This window comes from Lysinibacillus sp. KCTC 33748, from assembly GCF_002237755.1.
In the GTDB taxonomy this organism is placed as follows: domain Bacteria; phylum Bacillota; class Bacilli; order Bacillales_A; family Planococcaceae; genus Lysinibacillus.
The window spans coordinates 69,052-86,829 of sequence record NZ_MWSJ01000002.1; the positions used below are offsets into that span (position 1 = coordinate 69,052).

Consider the following 17,778-nt stretch of genomic DNA (forward strand, 5'->3'; position numbering starts at 1 on the left):
TAAAAAAGTTACTATCATAAGGCAATGCTTATAATTATATTAATACTATCCTTGCATAGCATCTGTATTTTTTACTGGTAATAAGTTTCGTGTGCTTGCGCTACTCACTAATTCTTGCATTGTCGCTGTGAAAATCGCTTTTATTTCAAACTCATTTATAAATAGTTTGGTTGACACCTTTCATTATAAAAGTTACTACAACACATATAAAAAGTATTAGCAATGGAATGGATTGAATAAATAAAAAGCCTAGAATAAAATCAAGTAATCCTGAACTGGGGTTATCTGTTGCCATAATGCCAAAAACTAATGAAATTGGAGCAATAAATGCATTAATTGCTAAACCGATAAAGAGAACTAAATAACCCTTTTTTCTAACCGGTTTGATACATCCTAGTACAATGAAAAAAGATGCCAGTACTCCTGAGAGGATAAAAATTATCAACTAAACACCTCTTTCTTTTAATAATTTAATTCAAAGTATTTTTCATTATATATCATTTATCTATTATTATATAAAAAAGTTACTATCTTTTTTGGTTTCATTGTTATAAAAAAGATAATAATAGCATCCTTATTAAATGATGATTCTTTATCTGCTTTAAAAAAAACGCAATTATCTTAAACTTTGAAATTTTTTCTTTTCCAATTTATCGGAATTATGGTATTATAAAGTTAACTATTATGAACGGAGGTGAAAAGGAATGAATAAAAACGCTACGAAAACATGTGTAAAAGTGGATACAGCTATGTATTTTGCACGTGTGATTACTTTCGATTTTGCGAACAACGGGATAGGTCTGTCCATTTTTAAGCAAAATCAAATATCAAACGTAGCGAATTAACCATTCTTTTTCACAAACTAATGAGGAAAAGACTGCTTGTTAATCGAGCAGTCTTTTTTGTGTCTAAAAATGTTTTTCGCACGTTTCTTTGGAGGAGAAAACGATGCAAATTAAAGCTGAGCAAATACAAAAAATTATTGGTGGAAATGTTTTATTTGAAGGACTTCAATTAGAAGTTAATACTGCGGAGCATGTTGCCATTGTTGGCGTGAATGGCTGTGGAAAAACGACTTTATTACAGTTACTAGCTGGTTCGGATACACCGGATAAGGGTCGAATCATAAAAAGCAAGGAAGCAACAGTTGGGTATTTACATCAAATTCCACATTATCCTACGTACTCAGTAAGAGCAGTACTGGAGGAGGCATTTGCGGAAATATATGCATTGAAGGCACACATGACAAAACTGGAGCAAGAGATGCTGTCAGCGGTAACAGATAAGGTACTCCAGCAATATGGTCATGTGCAGGAACAGTTTATGCTGCAGGGTGGCTATGAGATGGATGCCCAATTAGCCATGATTGCAAATGGCCTAGGTATTACACCATTACTTGAGCAGCGTTTTAGTAGCTTAAGCGGTGGGGAGAAAACAAAGGTGATGCTTGGGCAAATCTTGTTAAGCAATCCTTCTATTTTGCTATTAGATGAACCGACTAACCATTTAGATATGCAGGCAATTGAATGGCTAGAAAATTATGTCCGTAACTTTGTTGGAATTGTTATTGTAGTATCACATGATCGTCAATTTATGAATCAGATGGCTCACAAAATAATTGAGATTGAGGATGGAGAGGCATTTTCGTATATCGGTAATTACGATGCATTTGTAGCGCAAAAAGAAGCAAAGGTTGAACAGCAGTTTGCTGAATACGAAGAACAGCAAAAGAAAATTAAAAAAATGCAGGAAACAATAAAGCGTTTAAAGCAATGGGCAAATGAAGCGAATCCGCCAAATGCAGGGCTGCATCGACGCGCAAAAAGTATGGAAAAAGCACTAGCCCGTATAGAGCGTGTGAAGAAGCCTACAACGAAAAAGAAAATGAATTTAGCTTTAACAATGGCTGAGCGTAGTGGTAAAGAGGTTGTACAAATGAAGGGCATTAGCCATGCATTTGAAAAACCATTATTTAAGGAAAGTGATTTATCGGTTTACTTTGAAGAACGACTGGCGATTGTGGGTGACAATGGCAGTGGAAAATCAACGTTATTAAAAATGATGCTAGGTGAAGTAGAACCAAATGAAGGTGTTTGCCATGTCGGCAGTAGTGTTAAAATTGGCTACTTATCGCAACAGTTTGAGCATAAAAATCCTGCCATTCGTTTAATAGATGCCTTCCGTGAGACCGTCTCTGTGTCAGAGGCTGAAGCACGTCATATTCTTGCTCAGTTTTTATTTTATGGTTATGACGTCTTTAAAAAAGTGAAGGATTTAAGTGGCGGAGAAAAAATGCGCTTACGTCTAGCGCAGTTAATGCATGAGGATATTAATTTATTGATACTGGATGAGCCGACTAACCATTTAGATATTGAAGCAAGAGAGGTATTGGAGGATACACTGGAATCCTTTGAAGGGACTATTATTGGTGTTTCGCATGACCGCTACTTTCTACAAAAGATTTTTACGAAAGTTGCATGGATTGAGCATGAAACGATTCAAGTGTTTGAAGGGGATTATGAATGGGCAAGACAGAAACGTCGCTTAGAAATAGTAAATGAACCAGTTATAAAAGAAGCTCCTGAAAAGATCTACGCGACTAAAAAAGAGATATCCATTGAAGAACAAATTGAAAAGCTTGAAATGAAATTAAAGGAGCCGCTACTTGCTAAGGAGCAACGTCAAAAGCTTGAACAGCAGTTAGAGGGTTTATATGAAAGATGGATTGAGGGAGGAACAGAGCATGCATAAAATTGAACATATCATGCAGTTAGATATTGATTATATTAAAAGTTTTAGTGAGATAGAAACATGTAAGGAAGGAGTATTATTTTATAATAAGGAAATGCCAACCTATTACGACGCCAATCATGCACACATTTGGAAGAAGATAACCGAACCAGATATGTTTTTAAAGGAAATCAAGAATTTCTATCAGTCGAAATCTCTTATCCCTAGATTGTATTTATACAACGTGGAGGAAAATCAGTCATGTATAGAGGCATTGGAGCATCATGGCTTTCAATATGAAAGTTTTACAGATGATGTACAGTGTTGGAATGGTGAATACGCGCTATTATCACATAATCCAGCCATACAAATTGAACGTGTAACAGATGCCAATATGGAGGAAGCATTAGCCGTTGAAATGAGTATTTCTACATTTGGGGAGCCTGCATTAATCAAACAAGCTTTTGAGAAAACCTATCATTCTCCGCATTTTACGTATTATTTATTAAGAGTGGATGGCAAAGCATGCTGTACTGCCAATATTTTCATCTCAGGGAATCAAGGGAGAATTGAGAGTGTAGCGACGGTTGAAAGTTACCGAGGACGAGGATTGATTGGATATATTCTGCAACACATTCAGCGAGAGTCGGTAAAACAGGGGTTAGAATATCTCTGGATCTTGCCAATCAATGAGCAGGTTGCAAAGGTCTATGACAAGGCAAATTTCAAATCAATAGGTAAATTAAAATCGATTCATGCCTTTACTGAAGGAAAAAGCATTCATCAAATACGACAAGATGCTTAATTAGGATGAAAAATAAAAATGCTAGGTTCTAATTTGGGAGATCAATTAGGAATGTCTATTAGTCGTGTAAGGCGAGAGCCCCTTTTAGGGGGAGACAATTGTGCTTATTTTAGTCGTAGAATATGTTTCAAACCACGTGAGAACAGCTTGTAAAAGATAAAGTGGTAAAATCGCCCGTTTAATAAATATTGCAATCCTGAACAGTAACGACTACTCGGAATTTTCTGATAATTGTTCAAAAGAAGGATTTTTAATCTTTAAAAGTTTTTTACTTGAAAAAATAGCGTATTCGATTTATTGTCTTTAGAGATACTTGTTTAATGGACTTGGAGGATATGGAATGCACGGAATTTATATACGCTATAATGTCTCAGAAGAAACCTCAGCAGCACAATGGCCCCAAAAAATGGATGCATTTGCGTATGTTCAACGAGGAAAGCCACAACAAGATAATGACAACTTGCTGTCGATGGAAGAGCTAAAAAGCCACGCAATTCGCTATATTAAAAGCTTAAAAGACAATGCAAGCGACCATTTAGTAGAGCAACGCAACGGTGAAATTGAACACTTTGATCGACGCTATATAGAATCCTTAAAGTTAAAGGAAAGCATCGATTCACAGCTTATTAATCTAGAAGAAATTCGTCTACTTTTACAGTTAATGAATGTACTAAATTTATCACATGGTTTTGGAGAAAATGCTGGGAAGCTACTACGTCAAATTACCCCATATGCAAAAGAGGTAGAGCATCCAACATTCCAAACAACTCGTGTTGAGCGACATTTTTATTCAGAATTAATAGAACAAATTGAAGCTGTATATGCACGAATTATGCGTCAACACAACCCATCAACGACTGAAATGCAGCAATCAGAAAAGCTATGGACAACAGTTTGTGAGCAAGCTATAGAAAAGGTAGAATCACGAATTGAACGCTTGTCTTCTATCAAATTAAAGCATGAGAAAAATTTGCTAGAGTTTAATCAATTAAAACAGCAAAATATCGATGCAAAGGAACGCCTAGATATTGCTGTCAATGATCTCGATGCTATTTTAAATGTATTAGAATCTTAAAGGCATTGTGAATGTCTATATAATTTGTTTTGAGTGGGGGTAGCTATGAGCTAGCCCCACTTTCCATAGCGAGGTCAAATATGTCAGATTGACTCAGAAGAAATACCTATATATTTAGAAGGTAGTGAACAGCAAGGGACTGATAATCGCTAGGTGAAACACATAACAATATCAAAAAGACATACTTCAATTGCGCAAATGGCAATAGAAAGTATGTCTGCTTTTAAGCAGATGAACTAGGGATGCTTGTTTTAACTTCTTTCAGCAAATGTCTTTGGTAGCGTCAACTACAAATGTCTTTTGTGCCGATAGTGAAGCTCCAGGTAAAGAAGTCTACCGCCTCTATAAGTGGTGAGATGAATGTGGATTTAAGTTACTTTTCAGCGGGTGTTTAAACACCCGCTGAAAGAAGTTAAAGTCGATTCCGGATGCAATTATGCCGAGGTATATTTGATTTAACTCTAGAGCTCCGAAACTAGGCAGATTGTCCCTGTGTCTATGCCAGTTGGACCATTAAACCCTGGAATTGTATCGATTACTGTATTTGTTTCAATGTCTATGACAGAGACAGTATTGTCAAGTTGATTTGTGACATAAGCAAGTGTACCATCCGGCAAGATAGTTACTTGGTCAGGAGATAACCCTACTGGAATTATATCAACCACAATATTTGTTACTGTACTTATGACAGATACAGTATTATTACCTTTATTTACAATGTAAACAAATGTTCCATCAGGTGTAATGGCTGTTCCAACAGGTCCTGTTCCCACAGGGATTGTAGTAAATACCGTATTTGTAGCTGCTACAATTACAGATACGTTGTTACTACTTTCATTTGTAACGTAAGCAAATTGTCCGTTCGGTGTGAAAACGATTGATCTTGGGCGAGTTCCCACAGGGATTGGAGGACCAACCGTGGAATTTGTTGCTGTATTTATAACTGATATTGAATTTGAGTTTTCGTTCGCAACGTAAGCAAACGCACTATCCGGAGTAAAAGCTATGCCCTGAGGTTGGAGCCCTACTGGAATAGTGGCAATTACGGTATTTGTAGCTGTGCTAATGACAGATACAGAGTTAGCTCCAGCTCCATGATTTGATACATAAACAAGTGTTCCATCTGGTGAAACCGCTACACCAAGAGGTTGAAATCCTACTGGAATGGTAGTGACTACAGCGTTTGTTGCAGTATTAAAAACCGTTACATTATCAGAGAAGAGAGCTGGAACATAACCAAATGCTCCATCTGGTGTAATCGCTACTTCTAGTGGAGCCGTTCCTACTGGAATGTCAGCGACTATCGTATTTGTCGCCGTATCAATTACTGATACCCTTTTATCAGGAGTAGCTAACTGACCAGCGTCTGTAACATACACTAAAAAATGACAAGGTGGAGTTGGTGGTGGCTCAGGTATAAATGGTGGCTTACAACGACAAGGGCAACAAAAACCACAACAATGACAACGACAACTTGGGTTTGATCTAAACTTGAACCTGAACGTTTTATTATTTTTATGTTCGTTTTTCACGATACACACCCTTTCTATCATATATTGACACTATATGCAAATAGATTTATGTTGCTTGTGTGTTTTACCTAAACCAAATATTTCTGTGTCGAAAGGTTGGTCATATGAGTTGCCGAGCATTCTTCGAAGGGTTCTTTAACCACATTAATGTACTAGAATATAAGAAAAGTATGTCAGCCGATTGGAGCTTCTAAATAAAGCTAATCAGGGACATGCTTTTTATTTTGTAAAGAACATATTTCGCAACCTATCATTCAAAATTAAGAAAATATAAAAAATTACGAAACCTTTTGTAAGTTGCATCCGTATAGTAGGTAATACAATGAAAAGGGGTGAACAACTTGACGCTATTTGGCTATTCACTCGAGCAGATCTTTTTAGTGGTATTAATTTTCGGGGGTCTTGCAACTCTTTTAATTATGTTTTTTGGTGATGCTGTCGAGGGCATTGGAGAGGGGCTACCGATTTTTAATCCGAGTGTCATTCTATCTTTCATTACGTTGATGTCAGCAACAGGGTTTATTTTAGAAAAATTAGCCTTCTTCCCTAGCGTTTGGAACATTGTTGCTGCTTGTATCATCGGAGCTATTTTAAGTGCACTATTTTATTTATTCGTTCTTGTTCCGCTACGATCGGCCGATGTTTCTTTAGCTTATACGGAAGAATCGCTTGGTGGCCAGTTAGGAAAGGTCATTGTCCCAATCCCGACAGACGGTTTTGGAGAAGTAGTTATTGAAACGACTAGCGGTATGATTTCGAAGCGAGCAACAGGTTTTGACAATGAGGCTATCGATTACGATACGACAGTACTTGTTGTAGAAGTAAAGGAAGGAACACTCTTTGTGAGATCTTATGATAAGAAATTTTTATAAAGGAGCGATATTTATATGTCAATGGAGATTTTAATTGTATTAGGGATTGTAGCCTTTGTTTTAATCGCATTAGTTGCGCTTTATGTGACAAAGTATCGTACAGCGGGTCCTGATGAAGCACTGATTGTGACAGGTAGCTATCTTGGCTCAAAAAATGTACATAAAGATGAGTCAGGAAATCGTATAAAAATTATTCGTGGTGGCGGTACATTTGTATTCCCGATTTTCCAGCAAGCACGGCCATTAAGCCTATTATCTAGTAAACTTGATGTGACTACACCTGAAGTGTATACGGAACAAGGCGTACCGGTTATGGCAGATGGAACAGCAATCATTAAAATTGGTGGTTCTATTTCTGAAATTGCTACGGCAGCAGAACAATTTTTAGGGAAGCAAAAGGATGAGCGTGAAAATGAGGCACGTGAAGTGTTAGAAGGCCATTTACGTTCAATCTTAGGTTCAATGACGGTTGAGGAAATATATAAAAACCGTGATAAATTCTCTCAGGAAGTACAGCGTGTTGCGTCTCAGGATTTGGCGAAAATGGGTCTGACGATCGTTTCGTTTACGATTAAAGATGTTCGCGATAAAAATGGCTACTTAGACTCGCTTGGTAAGCCACGTATTGCACAGGTTAAACGTGATGCGGATATTGCAACTGCAGATGCAGAAAAGGAAACACGTATTAAGCGTGCTGAAGCATCGAAAGAAGCACAAAAGGCAGAGCTTGAACGTGCGACTGAAATTGCAGAAGCGGAAAAAGAAAATCAATTAAAGGTAGCAGAATTCCGTCGTGAGCAAGATATCGCTAAAGCACGTGCTGACCAAGCATATGAACTTGAAACGGCTCGTGCAAAACAGGAAGTAACAGAACAAGAAATGCAAATTCGCATTATTGAACGTCAAAAGCAGATTGAATTAGAGGAAAAAGAGATTTTACGTCGTGAGAAGCAATATGATTCAGAAGTTAAGAAAAAGGCTGACGCTGATCGTTACGCTGTCGAACAAAATGCAGTTGCGGCTAAAATGCGTGAACTAGCACAGGCAGATGCGGAGAAATACCGTATTGAATCATTAGCACAAGCCGAAGCAGAGAAAATTCGTTTGGATGGTCTTGCAAAGGCGGATGCTGAGCGTGCAAAAGGGGAAACAGATGCGGATATTATTCGTCTTCGCGGTCTAGCAGAAGCCGAGGCAAAACGTAAAATTGCGGAAGCCTTCGAATACTATGGTCAAGCAGCTGTTCTTGATATGATTGTACGTATGATGCCAGAATATGCGAAAGAGCTTGCGAGTCCACTTGGCAATATTGATAAGATTACTGTTGTTGATACTGGCGGTGGGGAAGGAAGCGGCGGTGCCAATAAAGTAACTGCCTACGCAACTAATTTAATGTCAACATTACAGGAATCGTTGAAGGAAACTTCAGGGATTGACGTTAAAGAACTAATTGAAAGCTACGCAGGGAAGCATACATTACGTCCTGAATTAGAGCAAATAGCAGTAGGCTTAGGAAAGCAAGCGCAAACTACAGATCATGAAATGCAAGAAGAAGTAAAAGAAACAGTTGAACAAAAATAAAATTTTAGCCGCCTGATATTTGTAAAATCGGGCGGCTATTTTTGAGAAGCTTTTATTTTTCTTTCATTTGTTTCCATTCACTAGCGAGTATACCGTAAGCAACATGGTCGACATAATGATCATAAAGCCATTCTGCCGCTCGAATCGTTCCCTCTTTTGTAAAGCCTAGGCGCTCAGGGATGGCACGGCTTTTTTTGTTGCCCACAGCAGCACGGATTTCGACCTTATTGAGCTGTATATCCTCAAAAGCATATTGTAATAATGCCAGTACGGTTTGCGACATAATACCATGCCCTTGAGCTCCTTCACTGAGCCAATAGCCAATAGCAGCGATTTTATTGCTATGATTTATCGTGTTGAAGCCAGCGACGCCAACAATTTCATTTCGAAAAATGATAACAAGAGAGAGGCTACTTTTAGCTTCATGTCCTTTTATGCAGCCCTCTATATATGCTGTTGTATCGGCTATTTCTTTTGTGAAATCTAACCACGGCAACCATTCACGTAAATATGCTCGTGATGCATCTGTTAAGGCAAAAACAGCATTAGCATCTTCTAATTCGATAGTACGTAAAGATAATTCTGGATTAATAATAATTTGCAATGTTATTCCCCCCTTCATTATTTTAAAGCATCATGCATAAAGCCCTTCATTTCACGACTAAGAACTGTTAACTCCTCGATAATTTCACTGAAATCTTGAACGAGTTGAGCCTGTTCGTTTGTAGCGTCATTGATTTGCCCCATATTTTGCTTTAGGTTATCAAGGTTTCTATTTATATTTCTTAGGGATGCTTCAATGTTTTCAGTCGCGCTTGATGTTTCGGAAGATAGCTTTCTAACTTCCTGCGCTACGATGTTAAAGCCAGCGCCATGCTGACCAGCACGAGCCGCCTCAATAGATGCATTTAAGCCGAGTAAATTGGTTTGGCGAGAAATGCTTTTTATTAAATCTGTAACTTCATTTGTTTTCTCTGAATCTTCAAGGGCGTGCTGTGCTTGTTTGTTAATTTCCTCACTTGTTGCTGCCAATTCCTCTGAATGTGAGGCGATCGTATGTACTTTGTCCTGTAGGCTGTTAACGATGCTATCCATTGTTCCCATATAATCCTCGAGTTTAAGTTCATTGTCGATTGGCAGTCCAAACGCTAGAGCTCCTACAACTTTCCCATTTTCACGGATTGGAAAAGAAAACGCATTGATGGCAACTCCGTATACGTCCTCTGGTATAACGACATCAGCATTTTTTCCACTAAAGGCAATGAAAACATTTTGGTCATTAGCATTTACCTTTTGACCATCTAGATAGCCTGAATCTACACGTTTGCCAGCTAAGTATTTTACAACTGTTTCACTTTCCTTCTCAACGACAGCCACGATTGCTTCTTCCTTTAATGCAAGGTGGATATAGGGTACTGAAAGGGCTAAAGCTTCAATAATCTTCATGAAAATTCCTCCAAATCTGTGCAACGAAAATAGTTTAGTCATCGGAGCCTAATTACCAATGATTGCTAGATGATTACTTTCACTGTAACACAATATTTGCCAACTCAAAATAGATAAAAACTAAATTTATATGTAGAAAATGTGACTATAGTCATGGATGGAGTGTCAAATGAAATCGTGCATACAAGAGATGGTTTTGTCTATTTTATGACAAATAATCGTGAGTTTTGAAGATTATTGTATTAGAATAATAGTAGCATTGGAAGTACGTTAAGGAGAGAGAGAAATGGATTACATTCAAAAAGGGACAAAGGCGTTTCATAAAGCAAACTGGGCTTTATTTTTAGCGGGCTTTATTACCTTTGCCAACTTATATGTGACACAGCCATTATTGCCAACATTTGCGAAGGAGTTTCATGTATCACCAGCCATTGCGAGTTTAACACTTTCTGTGACAACCTTTGCGTTATCCATCAGTATGATTATTGTTGGCTCATTATCAGAGGCATGGGGCAGGAAGTCCTTGATGACGGTTTCTATTTTTGCGGCATCTATAATTACGCTTGCCCTTGCCTTTTCTCCAAATTTTGAAACGTTATTAGTGTTACGTGTTATACAGGGTGTTGTTTTTGCAGGGTTGCCAGCAATTGCGATGGCTTATTTAGGGGAGGAAGTGGATCCATCTAGTTTAGGTATAGCAATGGGCTTATACATAAGTGGTAATTCGGTAGGTGGGCTTAGTGGTCGAGTTATTATAGGGACATTAACGGATCTTTACAATTGGCAAGTGGGGATGATTGTACTAGGTGTTATCAGTCTAATGATTAGTGTGTTATTTATCTGGATGCTTCCTAACTCCAAGCATTTTACAGCTCGACCATTACAGATAAAATCATTGGCGACATCTCTTTTACAACATGTAAAGGACCCATCCATGCTTTGTCTTTTTGGTATTGGCTTTGTATTAATGGGGAGCTTTGTGACTCTTTATAACTACATTGGATTTAAATTGATGGCGCCCCCTTATAATTTAAGTGCCACAATAGTTGGTTGGATTTTTGTTATTTACTTAGTAGGTACTTTTAGCTCTGCTTGGTTCGGTAGTCTAGCTGATCGATATGGCCGTCAAAAGATGCTGTTATTGTCTATTTCGATCATGTTTACAGGGGCGATTTTAACATCAAATGGGCTACTTAGTTTAAAAATTTTAGGGATTACAATCTTTACATTTGGCTTCTTTGCAGCACATTCGATTGCTAGTGGCTGGGTAAGTAAACGAGCCACTCATGATAAAGCACAAGCTTCTTCTCTCTATTTATTTTTCTATTATTTCGGTTCAAGTGTTGGAGGAACTGTAGGGGGTGTGTTTTGGATGTACTTCGGCTGGGGAGGCGTTATTAGTATGATTGCGGTATTTTTAGTCATTGCATGCTTACTTTCATTTTTATTAAAGGGGATCATTACTAAACAACGCATTGTAGCAGGGCGCTAGGAACCTTATTTATTTGTGGAGGGTTATTGAGCTTATTTCCTTCATTTGCATGATCTTCATAAAAAATGATTTGTCGTAAACTATCTGATAGTATAATGAGTAGACTGGATATAAAGAGGAGTTGAAAGATATGTGTGCACGTAATAAAGGATTTTCTTTTGTCTTTGCTTTGCTGGCGGTAGTTTTAGTTTTGACAGGTTGTGGAGCCACTAAAGAAAAATCGGAAGACAATGTAGATTATTCATCAAAGGTGAAGGAAAATCCAATTGTGACGATTACGATGGACAATGATGAAAAAATCGTCATCGAATTAGAGCCTTCTACAGCGCCGAATACGGTAGCAAATTTTATTTCCTTAGCTAAAAAAGGCTTTTATGATGGTCTTATTTTCCATCGAGTTGTCCCTGATTTTATGATTCAAGGTGGAGATCCTTCAGGTAATGGTACAGGAGGACCGGATTATTCGATAGAAGGTGAGTTTACATCAAATGATTTTAAAAATGATTTAAAGCATGAACGCGGTGTTATTTCAATGGCTCGTTCAAATGATCCGAATTCTGCGGGATCTCAATTTTTCATTATGGTAAAGGATACTTCGCAACTAGATGGCCAATATGCTGCTTTTGGGAAAGTAATCGAGGGGATGGAAACAGTAGATGCTATCGCTGCTGTTGAACGAGAAGGTGAAAAACCAATCAAAGACCAACAAATGAAAAAGATCGAAGTAGATACAAAGGGCTTTGATTACCCAGCTCCAAAGGTAATAAAATAACAGATTTATAAATCCGAAACAAAAAAGCATGAGAGATCAATTTTGATCTTCCATGCTTTTTTTGTATTTAACCCATAATATTGTAGCCTGCGTCAATGTAAATCGTTTCGCCTGTTACACCGCGAGATAAGTGAGAAAGCATCACGATTGTCATATCTGCTACTTCATCTTGTTGAACATTACGTTTTAAAGGAGCTGTTTCTTCGATTTTGTGTAAAATTGTATTGAAAGAAGGAACCCCTTTTGCAGCAAGTGTGCGAATCGCTCCAGCTGAGATTGCATTAACGCGAATATTATCTTTACCAATATCTGCAGCAAGATAGCGCATAGATGCCTCTAATGCAGCTTTTGCTACACCCATAACATTGTAACCATCAAGGACACGCTCTGCTCCTAAGTAACTCATTGTTACGATAGAACCACCTTCAGTCATATAAGGATGTGCGGCCTTTGCTGCTGAAATAAGAGAATAGGCGCTAGTGTCTTGCGCAAATGCATAGCCATCACGAGTTGTATTTAAGAAACGATTGTGTAAATCTTCTGCATTAGCAAACGCTACTGAGTGGACAATCCCGTGGATTACGCCTACTTTTGTACCGATTTCTTCGAAAGCGGCTTTTGTGCCCTCGTCGCTGTTAACATCACATTGTACGATCAGTGAATCAGATTGTCCGATTTTCTCTAATTGCATTTGTAATTTTTTTAATGAACGTTCTTGACGGTATGTGAAAATAACATTTGCGCCTACATCAAATAAACGTTTTGCGATACCCCAAGCAATACTTCGATCGTTTGCCACGCCCATTACGACAATATTCTTATCTTTTAATTGTAATAAATTATCCATCATCTAATAAGAACCCCTTTATGTTTATGAAATAATATCTGTTATTAGTACCAACTACTAAAATCTTATCATACATAAAAAATGGTTGCAATAATAAGATGAAAAGAGTGACCAACTTTACGTTGAAAAGTACAAAAAAATTCATCTCTACTATGTTAGAGATGAACCTGAAGGGGGTTATTTACATTTTTGCTGCAAGATTATTTAATTGATTAATCTGGTATAAGCAAGAATCTATACGAATCTATTAATTAAATTATGGATCATCACCAAACAAAACGTGTGGTTGATTTCCGTTCCGACTGGGCGCTTTGTAGCTGCCGCTTTGCTTTCGCACAGATAAAACATTTGCTGACGCTTCGTTATGCTACAGGGTCTCACGCCAACAGATGTTTTTTTGCGAGAAAGTGTAGTGGCAATATGGCGGCAGCGTCGATGTTGGCCGCGAAGGCGTTATCACAGGATATGATGATTTTAGCCTTCGATCCTCGATTGCTGATCCCAAAGGAGTCGCCCATTCTCCGCTCCAATCAACTAATACATGAGGAGATAAAAATAAAGGCACCCAGTTAAGGGTGCCTTTAAAGATACAATTAAAACTATTCGAATTTTAATGAGTCGCCATCGAAAGTCTCATCTGCTACTTTGATTGAGTCAGTTGGGCAGCCTTCGAAAGCATCTTGCATGTCTTCTAGTAGATCTTCTGGAACTTCAGTTGTTCCCATGTTATCATCTAAAATAACGAAGGCGATACCTTCATCATCATAATCATAAATATCTGGTGCTGCGGCTCCGCAAGCGCCACAAGCGATACATGTATCTTTATCAACAATTGTGTATTTAGCCATATTTTTTTTCTCTCCTTTTACATGTTCCTATCAAAGCTTCATACTCATTTTAAAGATGTTTATCTTACATTTCAACATAAATACTATTAAATTGGAGGAATTTGCGTCTATGTTTCATCAAATTTTATTGCAAATCTTTCAAAAACTAAATAACGAACGAACTATTTCTGCTGCTTATCATGTATTAAGAGGAAAGCGCTCAGGTCAGACTATTCAAGACATTGGCCTATTTAAGTTACATAATTATTTTGGGTTATTACCTAAGTTACCTCGGAAGACATTTGATGAAGCTGTATCATTATTTTTGCAGTATAGTTGGTTAACAATACAAGAATCTGGTCACTATTCCATGACAAAGCTAGGTTTACAGCGAGCGGAGCAGACGCCTGACTTTTTATTTGACGGATGGCACTATAGGGGAAATGAGCATATATTTTTTGCAAGGTTCTCGTTAATTGTACAAAGTTTATCTTATCAAAATGCTGGGGTTCGTTCGTTTTCTCCTATTAGTAGGGATACGAATATTCAATCCTGGGTGCGAACTTTTTTAGTCGAGCATCACTATCAAGATGGACATTTACAGCAACAATTATTACAGGAATGTGAACAGGTACTGTCTGTGTTACCCTTGTTAGATGCTAATAAGCAACTCGTTCTCTATCGGTTAAGTGGTCATAGATTACCAGGGTGGACGTGGCAGCAGCTTGCTAGTCAACGACAGGAAACAGTTTTAGATTGTCAACTAGCGTTTATAGAATTGCTACATACGTTATTAAATGAAGTTCATCAGACAAATGATTGTCCCTTGCTCGGTAAAATAACTGAGGGATTAAGAGTAAAAGCATTATTAACTGATTCAGCACAGCAAACAGCACATTTATATGAGCAGGGCTATTCAATTGAACAGATTGTGCGAATAAGGAAATTAAAACAAAGTACAATTGAGGATCATTTGGTAGAATTAGCTATGAATGAACCGAACTTTTCGATTGGTCCTTTCGTCTCTTATGAAGAAGCGGAAAAAGTTTGGCAGGCATCGAAACATTATCAAACTAAAAAATTAAAAACATTGCATGAAGTAGTTGAAGGTATGAGTTATTTTCAGTTAAGGCTTGTCCTTGCGAAAGGAGAAGTATAAATGGAACTTGAACAAACGTTAGCAAAGTATTTTGGCTATACAACATTTCGTCCAGGCCAAAAAGAGGTCATAGAAGCAATTTTAGAAAAAAAAGATGTAATTGCTTTATTACCAACAGGAATGGGGAAATCACTTTGTTACCAGTTGCCAGGATATATTTTGCAGAAGCCGGTTTTAATTGTTTCTCCTTTGCTTTCTCTCATGCAGGATCAAGTAGAGGAGCTAAAACGCTTTGGTGAAAAGAGGGTAGTTGCCTTAAATTCATTTTTAACCGTAAGTGAAAAACGATATGCGTTACATTTCTTAGAGCAGTTTCGTTTTATCTTTACTTCGCCAGAGATGCTTTTACAGCAACAGGTTCAAGATAAGCTTTCACAAATGCAGCTAGGTCTTATCGTAGTGGATGAGGCACACTGTATTTCACAGTGGGGCTTTGATTTTAGACCAGATTATTTACGAATTGGACAATGGTTTTCACAAGTGAATCGGCCACCTGTTTTAGCTTTATCAGCGACTGCGACGAATAAAGTAGTCAATGATATACGAGATACATTGTCGCTGGATACGCCATTTGAGTTTTTGTACAATGTGGATCGGCCTAATATTCATCTTGGGCGTGTTGTATTTGAGGATAGGGCAGATAAAGCACATTGGATTATGCAGCATGTTAAAGAGACTGCAGGACCGGGTATATTATATATGTCCTCGCGGAAGCGTGCTGAACAATATAGTGCGGCGCTTATACAGGCAGGTATAAGAGCGGCAGCGTATCATGCAGGATATATTGCTGAGGACCGTCAGTTTATTCAGCAACAGTTTATTGACGGAGAGCTCGACTGGATTGTGGCTACGAATGCTTTTGGAATGGGTATCAATAAGTCTGATATTCGTCAGGTCATCCATGAAACGATGCCTGCTAATGTAGAAAATTACATGCAGGAAATTGGCCGTGCAGGGCGTGATGGTCAACCAGCGCTCGCTATATTACTATATAGTGATGGCGACGAGGAACTTGCGAAATTTGTTGTAACAGGCGATTTGCCAACAGCTGGTCATGTTGATCGTTATCAGGAACTGCTAAATCAACAAGTACACCCTTCTCAAATGTTGAAAAATGGAGAACTAAGTGAGACCGCTTTTCGTGTGCTTGATTTCTGGCTGCAACAAGAAACGATGGAACAAGTGAAAGTGCGTTTAAATCATTTGGCACTAGAAAAATATCATGCTGTCGATAAAATGCATAAAATGACTCAGACAAAAGACTGTATACGCACTAAGTTAGTCGGGTATTTTGGGCAAAAATTGCTGAAAAAACCGGAAAACTGTTGTGAAAATTGTGGAATCCATTATGATGAAATCAATAAGGTACGCTTGACGGAAGAGAAGAAAATAGAAATGATTCCATGGAAAAGTCGGTTAAAACAACTTTTAATTGGTTTATAGAGGCTTATCACCAAAAGTTGTGGATGATATTTGTTAAACGTATGCATATAAGTTGATCTTTGTTTCTACTGGGCGGCCGCTTGGATAAGCGCCACAGATGTGACACAGGGCAAGTCTTGCGAGAGAAGTGGCTCAGCGGATGTCCTCCGGAAAGTGTCCAGTCGGAACGGATCGACCCCAAGCTATGGTGATAAACCCTTTTTAGACTATAATTTACGGTCATTTACTTTTTTCGCAAAATTCGTCATAATAGAATGATAGAAAGCGTAGTGAGGTTGGAGGAAAGACGAATGAGTAAAGAAGATTATCGCGATAAAATCGAAGAACATCGTCAATCTTTTGAAGAAGAACAAAAAGAACAGGAAGCTTTATCTAGAGTTGCAAGAATGAATAAAAATGGAAGTAATAATAAAAAGCCAAAAAATACAAAACGAAAAACGCCATTAATGACGATTCTTTTTGTGATTTTTATCTTAATTCCATTATCTATATTAGTCTATTTCTTAAAATTCTATGAACCTGGATCAACGATTGAAGAGGCTGAAAAAAATTCTTCAGAGGAAATTGTAGAAATTGACAATTCGGGGAATAAAACTGTACCTGTGTCAACTGACAAAAACAAAGATGGCGATAAAGCAGACAAAGAAAAGGGAACGTCTAAGAAAGACACTGAAAAATTAGCAGCAGAACAGAAGGCAGCAGAGGAAGCGAAAAAAGCCGAAGCAGCCAAGAATGCAGAAGAAGCTAGAAAAGCCGAAGTAGCTAAGAATGCAGAGGAAGCTAGAAAAGCCGATGAAGCTAGAAGAGCACAAGCCGAAGCGGATAGAAAAGCTGAACAAGCACGTAAGGCTGAGGAAGCACGAAAAGCAGAAGAAGCAAAACAATCTGCAAAAGCAAGTACACATACTGTAAAAACAAATGAAAACCTATATCGTATTGCATTGAATCACTACGGTGATGGCAGTGAAGCAACACTAGCGAAAATCCGTGCAGCCAACGGTATGTCTTCTAATAATATATCAGTTGGGCAAGTGATTAAGTTACCATAAGAAAACAGATGTCATTCTTTGGCAATGATGTTTTTCGAGTATAAAATAATGGACAAACGTTAACACCAAATATGGTTAAGGCGTACGTCTTATTTAGTGAAAAGGCGATTCTTTATTTTAAATGAATCGTCTTTTTGTTTTCGTAGGG

The 17,778-nt window shown here is 37.9% G+C and carries 17 protein-coding genes; 11 read left to right on the forward strand and 6 right to left on the reverse strand.

The genetic code is table 11. The features are described from left to right. Window positions 1-151: 151 nt before the first annotated feature. Window positions 152-445: a hypothetical protein gene (locus tag B1B04_RS03105; protein ID WP_079559876.1), complete on the reverse strand. Its 294-nt coding sequence runs from the start codon at window positions 443-445 to the stop codon at window positions 152-154. A gap of 259 nt (window positions 446-704) precedes the next feature. Between B1B04_RS03105 and B1B04_RS25515 the strand changes: the two genes are divergently transcribed. From B1B04_RS25515 to B1B04_RS03120, 4 genes are all read left to right on the forward strand, one after another. Next, complete coding sequence (locus B1B04_RS25515) at window positions 705-845, forward strand: RAxF-45 family protein (protein WP_166672191.1); 141 nt, start codon at window positions 705-707, stop codon at window positions 843-845. Window positions 846-948: 103 nt separating this feature from the next. Further along, window positions 949-2,751 carry a ribosomal protection-like ABC-F family protein gene (abc-f, locus tag B1B04_RS03110; RefSeq protein ID WP_079559877.1) on the forward strand — a complete coding sequence of 601 codons (1,803 nt, stop codon included), beginning with the start codon at window positions 949-951 and terminating at the stop codon, window positions 2,749-2,751. Next, complete coding sequence (locus B1B04_RS03115; protein WP_079559878.1) at window positions 2,744-3,535, forward strand: GNAT family N-acetyltransferase; 792 nt, start codon at window positions 2,744-2,746, stop codon at window positions 3,533-3,535. Before abc-f ends, B1B04_RS03115 begins: the two co-directional genes overlap by 8 nt. A 340-nt stretch (window positions 3,536-3,875) precedes the next feature. Continuing rightward, on the forward strand, window positions 3,876-4,610 hold the full coding sequence (locus B1B04_RS03120) for a hypothetical protein (protein ID WP_079559879.1): 735 nt from the start codon (window positions 3,876-3,878) through the stop codon (window positions 4,608-4,610). A gap of 461 nt (window positions 4,611-5,071) precedes the next feature. On the opposite strand, the gene B1B04_RS03125 is transcribed toward B1B04_RS03120, so the two are convergent. After that, on the reverse strand, window positions 5,072-6,142 hold the full coding sequence (locus B1B04_RS03125; RefSeq protein ID WP_346426980.1) for a beta-propeller fold lactonase family protein: 1,071 nt from the start codon (window positions 6,140-6,142) through the stop codon (window positions 5,072-5,074). A 341-nt stretch (window positions 6,143-6,483) separates the two neighbouring features. Between B1B04_RS03125 and B1B04_RS03130 the strand changes: the two genes are divergently transcribed. Both B1B04_RS03130 and B1B04_RS03135 read left to right on the forward strand, forming a co-directional pair. Then, window positions 6,484-7,014 (forward strand): NfeD family membrane protein, encoded by a 531-nt coding sequence (locus B1B04_RS03130; RefSeq protein WP_079559881.1) that lies wholly within the window; start codon window positions 6,484-6,486, stop codon window positions 7,012-7,014. Window positions 7,015-7,029: 15 nt separating this feature from the next. Then, on the forward strand, window positions 7,030-8,595 hold the full coding sequence (locus tag B1B04_RS03135; RefSeq protein ID WP_079559882.1) for a flotillin family protein: 1,566 nt from the start codon (window positions 7,030-7,032) through the stop codon (window positions 8,593-8,595). Between the two features lie 52 nt (window positions 8,596-8,647). On the opposite strand, the gene B1B04_RS03140 is transcribed toward B1B04_RS03135, so the two are convergent. Continuing rightward, window positions 8,648-9,199 (reverse strand): GNAT family N-acetyltransferase, encoded by a 552-nt coding sequence (locus B1B04_RS03140; RefSeq protein WP_079559883.1) that lies wholly within the window; start codon window positions 9,197-9,199, stop codon window positions 8,648-8,650. A 17-nt stretch (window positions 9,200-9,216) separates the two neighbouring features. Further along, entirely contained in the window at window positions 9,217-10,041 is an 825-nt protein-coding gene (locus tag B1B04_RS03145) for a methyl-accepting chemotaxis protein (protein WP_079559884.1), read from the reverse strand. Between the two features lie 286 nt (window positions 10,042-10,327). On the opposite strand from B1B04_RS03145, the gene B1B04_RS03150 reads away from it, so the two are divergent. Both B1B04_RS03150 and B1B04_RS03155 read left to right on the forward strand, forming a co-directional pair. After that, window positions 10,328-11,533, forward strand: a complete 1,206-nt coding sequence (locus B1B04_RS03150; RefSeq protein WP_079559885.1) for an MFS transporter — start codon at window positions 10,328-10,330, stop codon at window positions 11,531-11,533. A 130-nt stretch (window positions 11,534-11,663) separates the two neighbouring features. Next, window positions 11,664-12,305: a peptidylprolyl isomerase gene (locus B1B04_RS03155; RefSeq protein ID WP_079559886.1), complete on the forward strand. Its 642-nt coding sequence runs from the start codon at window positions 11,664-11,666 to the stop codon at window positions 12,303-12,305. 67 nt (window positions 12,306-12,372) lie between these two features. Here B1B04_RS03155 and B1B04_RS03160 read toward each other — a convergent pair whose 3' ends face one another. Next, window positions 12,373-13,155 carry an enoyl-ACP reductase FabI gene (locus B1B04_RS03160; RefSeq protein WP_079559887.1) on the reverse strand — a complete coding sequence of 261 codons (783 nt, stop codon included), beginning with the start codon at window positions 13,153-13,155 and terminating at the stop codon, window positions 12,373-12,375. 596 nt (window positions 13,156-13,751) lie between these two features. Further along, the gene (locus tag B1B04_RS03165; protein ID WP_053584054.1) at window positions 13,752-14,000 is read right to left on the reverse strand and encodes a ferredoxin; all 249 of its coding nucleotides are present in this window, start codon (window positions 13,998-14,000) and stop codon (window positions 13,752-13,754) included. 109 nt (window positions 14,001-14,109) lie between these two features. On the opposite strand from B1B04_RS03165, the gene B1B04_RS03170 reads away from it, so the two are divergent. The 3 genes from B1B04_RS03170 to B1B04_RS03180 all read left to right on the forward strand — a co-directional run bounded on the left by B1B04_RS03170 (window position 14,110) and on the right by B1B04_RS03180 (window position 17,630). Beyond that, window positions 14,110-15,138, forward strand: coding sequence for a YpbB family protein (locus B1B04_RS03170; RefSeq protein ID WP_079559888.1), 1,029 nt, complete (start codon window positions 14,110-14,112; stop codon window positions 15,136-15,138). Further along, window positions 15,139-16,581: a RecQ family ATP-dependent DNA helicase gene (locus tag B1B04_RS03175; protein WP_079559889.1), complete on the forward strand. Its 1,443-nt coding sequence runs from the start codon at window positions 15,139-15,141 to the stop codon at window positions 16,579-16,581. 290 nt (window positions 16,582-16,871) lie between these two features. After that, on the forward strand, window positions 16,872-17,630 hold the full coding sequence (locus tag B1B04_RS03180) for a LysM peptidoglycan-binding domain-containing protein (RefSeq protein ID WP_079559890.1): 759 nt from the start codon (window positions 16,872-16,874) through the stop codon (window positions 17,628-17,630). Window positions 17,631-17,778: the final 148 nt, after the last annotated feature.